This is a genomic window from Paenibacillus kobensis NBRC 15729 (assembly GCF_004000825.1).
Classification (GTDB): Bacteria; Bacillota; Bacilli; order Paenibacillales; family Paenibacillaceae; genus Paenibacillus_T; species Paenibacillus_T kobensis.
The window spans coordinates 1-3944 of the sequence record NZ_BILZ01000119.1 but is presented as its reverse complement, the minus strand read 5'-3'; the positions used below and the strand labels follow the sequence as shown (position 1 = coordinate 3944).

Genomic DNA, 3944 nt, shown 5'->3' with positions numbered 1-3944 from the left:
GCGAAGTCGCGCCCCGCGTGGCCGCCGCCATCGGCGCAGGCCACGCCGCCGACGTCACCGCCATCGAGCTTGGCAGCGATGGCGATGTCGTGTTCGCGCGGCCGCTCTACGCCGGCAAAGCCGTCGAGCGGCTGCGCGTCGCCCCGGGCGCACCGCGTGTCGTCTCGGTGCGCCCGAACAATCTGCCGCCGGCCGAGACGCTGCCGGCCGGCGCCGCTCCTGGCGCGATAGTCCCGCTGGCCTATCGCGCGCCAACGCTGTGGACGACGATACACTCCGTCGTCCGCAAGACGGCTGGCGCCGTCGACCTCGCCGAAGCCGACGTCATCGTCTCCGGCGGCCGAGGCGTGCGCAGCGCGGACGGCTTCGCCCCGCTGCAGCAGCTCGCTTCGCTGCTCGGCGGCGCGGTCGGCGCATCGCGCGGCGCCTGCGATGCCGGCTATTGCGATTACGCGCTCCAGATCGGGCAGACCGGCAAAGTGGTCACGCCCCAGCTCTACATCGCCTGCGGCATTAGCGGTGCGATTCAGCATCTCGCCGGCATGAGCGGCTCGCGCGTCATCGTCGCCGTGAACAAGGACGCCGATGCGCCGATATTCGGCGTGGCCGACTACGGCGTCGTGGGCGACTTGTTCGAGATCGTCCCGCTGCTGACCGGCGAATTCCGCCGCTTGCTCGGCACTGGAACATCCTAATTCCGCGCACGCACCTTTCACAGCCCCTGGCGTGTTGCTTCGCTCCACCCTAGTGACTTTTGCAGCTCAAACGGGGATGCCCTATAGGCTATGGTCTATAGGGCATCCCCATTTGTGCGCTATGAAGAAACTCACGAATACCCGCCCACTCCTTGCCATTCCTTAAATGTGATTGCACTTCATACAACCAAATCCCCCTCTATTCGCTCTACTGCGATCCTTCGTTGCAATTCATACAACAAGATTGCACCAAACCCGACCCATAAAAGCCTTTTCGAGCCGCAACCCTATTATTCTGTTGTATGAAGTACAACGAGCGCTCGCTTATCGAACCACTAACGCCGTTCCCGTTGCACAAACTACAATGAATCTAAGTAGAAAGCATCCGCAGTCAGGCAGTCAGGCAAGCATGCTTGCATGCTTGCCTGACTCCCTTCCTCCATTCCTGCATCCCTGTCTCCCTACCTGCCTCCTTGCATCCCTGCTTCCTGCCTGCATCCCTGCCTCCTGCCTCCTTGCATCTCTGTCTGTCTGCCTGCCTGCCTCGCTGTCTCCCTTCCTGCATCCCTGCATCCCTGCCCCGCAGCGAACCTCCACCTACAACCCCGCACCTTATTTTCCAAAAAATGATTGCGCTTCCTCCCTCGCCTTTGCTATACTCTTCTTCCGCGCTCTACGCACTTTCACCTTAATTGTTTAAGCTGGAGGTGTTTTATGCTTTTCTACGAATTAGCCCGCAAAACGTACGCCCGCAACTTGCAGTACCGCGGCGCGCACATGCTCCACAACCTTGCAAGCGCATTATTCGGCTTCATCTACATGTCGATCTGGACGGCGATTGCCGCCGATCAGACGATGGGCGAATACGGTGCCGCCGGCATCGTCAGTTACGTCGCCTTCAATCAATGCTCCTTATGGGTCGCCGCTTTCCTGAACAACGGGCTCGGCATCGAGCAGCTTGTCCGCACCGGCGGCATCGCGCTCGAGCTTATGCGTCCCGCTCATCTGTTCTACCAGCTCATGTGCAAGGAATGGGGCCAGGTCGCCTATCAATTCGTGTACAAATTCGTTCCGATCTACGCGTTGTACGCGATCGTTCTTCCGATTTACATGCCTTCCTCCCTGCTCACGTGGTTGTCGACCGCACTCGCTCTCATCTTGGCCGCTTACATGTCGATCTGCCTCAATTATTTGATCGGCGCCGCCGCGCTCTGGACGACGGAATCGCGCTGGCTGTACTGGGTGAACTATGCCTTCAGCATGCTGCTGTCCGGATTTCTTATTCCGGTCGAATGGCTGCCTCGACCGCTTGAAGTCATGGCCAGGTATTCGTTCTATCCGTTTCTTCATTATGTTCCGACACGCATTTATTTGGGCATGGAATCCTCTGCCGCACTCGCCGGATCTCTGCTGTGGGCCGCCGCGCTGACTGCCGTATGCCTCGGCCTTACAAGCGTTATGCGGCGCAAGGTGGAGGTGCAAGGCGGATGAACAAGCCGAATGCATCGACCAAAACTCCTCCGAACGAACAGCTCCAGCCGCTTCCCGTGAATAGCATAAGACGCACAAACCGATGGAGCGGCATTCAGATGTACGCCCTGCTGTTCCGTGCGAGCGTGCGCAGCCGGATGCAGTACCGGTTCAACTTCTGGTTCTCTACCCTTATGTCGGCGCTTATCAACGTTGTCGAGTTTCTTATGCTCGCCGTCATTCTTATGAAATTCGGACATATCAAGGGCTGGACTCTCGAGGAAGCCGGTTGGCTCTATGGTGTATTGACGCTGTCCAAAGCGCTGTACCGGACCGTTGCCTCCGACGTGCACAACATCGAGAACTATCTTGTCAGCGGTGAACTGGACGCGCTCCTGCTGCGGCCGTTGCCCGTTCTGCTCGCGCTTATGTCGCGCAATGTGTCGATCCGGTTCGGTGAAGTCATCCAAGGCGTCTGCATATTGGCGCTCAGCATGTCTTCGCTTATGCGGGAAGGCCAGATCGGCTGGCTGTCCGTCCCGTTGACCGCCTTCATCGTACTGTGCGGTGCGGTTCTTCTGTTCTCGATCGGACTGCTGACCGCGACGGCCGGATTCTGGCTGACTCGAATTACCGAGCTGCAGAACATTACCGAGGACGCCGCGAGAACGGCCGCCCAATATCCGCTGTCGATCTATCCGCGCTGGCTGCAAGGTTTTCTGATCGGCGTTATTCCCGTCGGCTTTGCCAATTTCATGCCGGGTTTGTTCGTGCTGCGCGGCGACACCGGCTGGTGGATGCTGCTGCTGACCGCTGCTGTAGCCGGCGCACTGCTGTCGCTTTCGCTATTCGTGTGGAAGTTCGGCATCAGCCGGTATCAGAGCACTGGAAGCTGAAGAAGAGGAGATAAGAACAACGATGAATCCAATGATTGCAGTACACGATCTGCACAAAAGCTTCCGGGCGCCGCTGCCGGCGCCGGAAGGACCTTTCCGCGGGCTGCGCACGCTCGTGTCTCGCCAATATACGTCGAAAGAAGCGGTTCGCGGCGTCAGCTTCTCGATCAAGCCCGGCGAATTCGTCGGCTATATCGGCCCTAACGGCGCCGGCAAGTCGACAACGATCAAGATGCTCGCCGGCATTCTGCACCCGTCGTCGGGCGAAGTCCGCATCGACGGATTAAGCCCCCACCGCGACCGGCGCCGCGTCGCAAGGCGGCTCGGCGTCCTGTTCGGACAGCGCACCCAGCTATGGTGGGACTTGCCCGTTCGCGACTCCTACGACATTCTTGCCGCTATGTACAGCATGCCCAGCGGCAAGCGGGATGCGAGAATAAGCGAGCTTGCGGAGCTGCTGCAGCTTGGCGAGTTCATGGATACGCCGGTCCGCAAGCTGTCGCTCGGCCAGCGGATGAGAGCCGATCTGGCCGCCGCGCTGCTGCACGATCCGGACATTCTGTTCCTTGACGAGCCGACGATCGGCCTGGATGTCGTCGCCAAGCGGAGCATCCGCGACTATTTGCGCAGCATCAATATCGAGCTCGGCAAGACGGTGCTGCTCACGACGCACGATATGGATGACATCGAGCAGCTGTGCAGCCGCGTCATCGTCATTAACCGCGGATCGCTTGGCTTCGACGGCTCGACGTCGGATCTGCGCCGCCGAATCGGATTGCCGACGATGATCCGCGTTACATACCGCCGGAACCCTTCGCTGCCGCACGATATGAACGTGAGCGGCGCTGCGCTGCGGCTAGCCGCCGTTGACGGGCGTACCGTA

4 protein-coding genes are annotated in these 3944 nt (G+C 59.8%); all 4 read left to right on the top strand.

Features of this window, described 5'->3' with window-relative positions; genetic code table 11:
- On the top strand, nt 1-695 hold a 695-nt coding region (locus tag PKO01S_RS28220; protein ID WP_164779828.1), incomplete at its 5' end, for an electron transfer flavoprotein subunit alpha/FixB family protein.
- Between the two features lie 714 nt (nt 696-1409).
- Nucleotides 1410-2186, top strand: a complete 777-nt coding sequence (locus PKO01S_RS28215) for an ABC transporter permease (protein ID WP_127534763.1) — start codon at nt 1410-1412, stop codon at nt 2184-2186.
- A gap of 98 nt (nt 2187-2284) precedes the next feature.
- On the top strand, nt 2285-3061 hold the full coding sequence (locus PKO01S_RS28210) for an ABC transporter permease (protein WP_127534765.1): 777 nt from the start codon (nt 2285-2287) through the stop codon (nt 3059-3061).
- A gap of 31 nt (nt 3062-3092) precedes the next feature.
- A partial coding sequence (locus PKO01S_RS28205; protein ID WP_127534764.1) for an ABC transporter ATP-binding protein occupies nt 3093-3944 on the top strand: 852 nt, incomplete at its 3' end.

Coding starts and splice junctions, on each gene's coding strand:
- PKO01S_RS28210 (WP_127534765.1), top strand. CDS start 2,285: ATGTACGCCCTGCTGTTCCGTGCGAGCGTGCGCAGCCGGATGCAGTAC.
- PKO01S_RS28215 (WP_127534763.1), top strand. CDS start 1,410: ATGCTTTTCTACGAATTAGCCCGCAAAACGTACGCCCGCAACTTGCAG.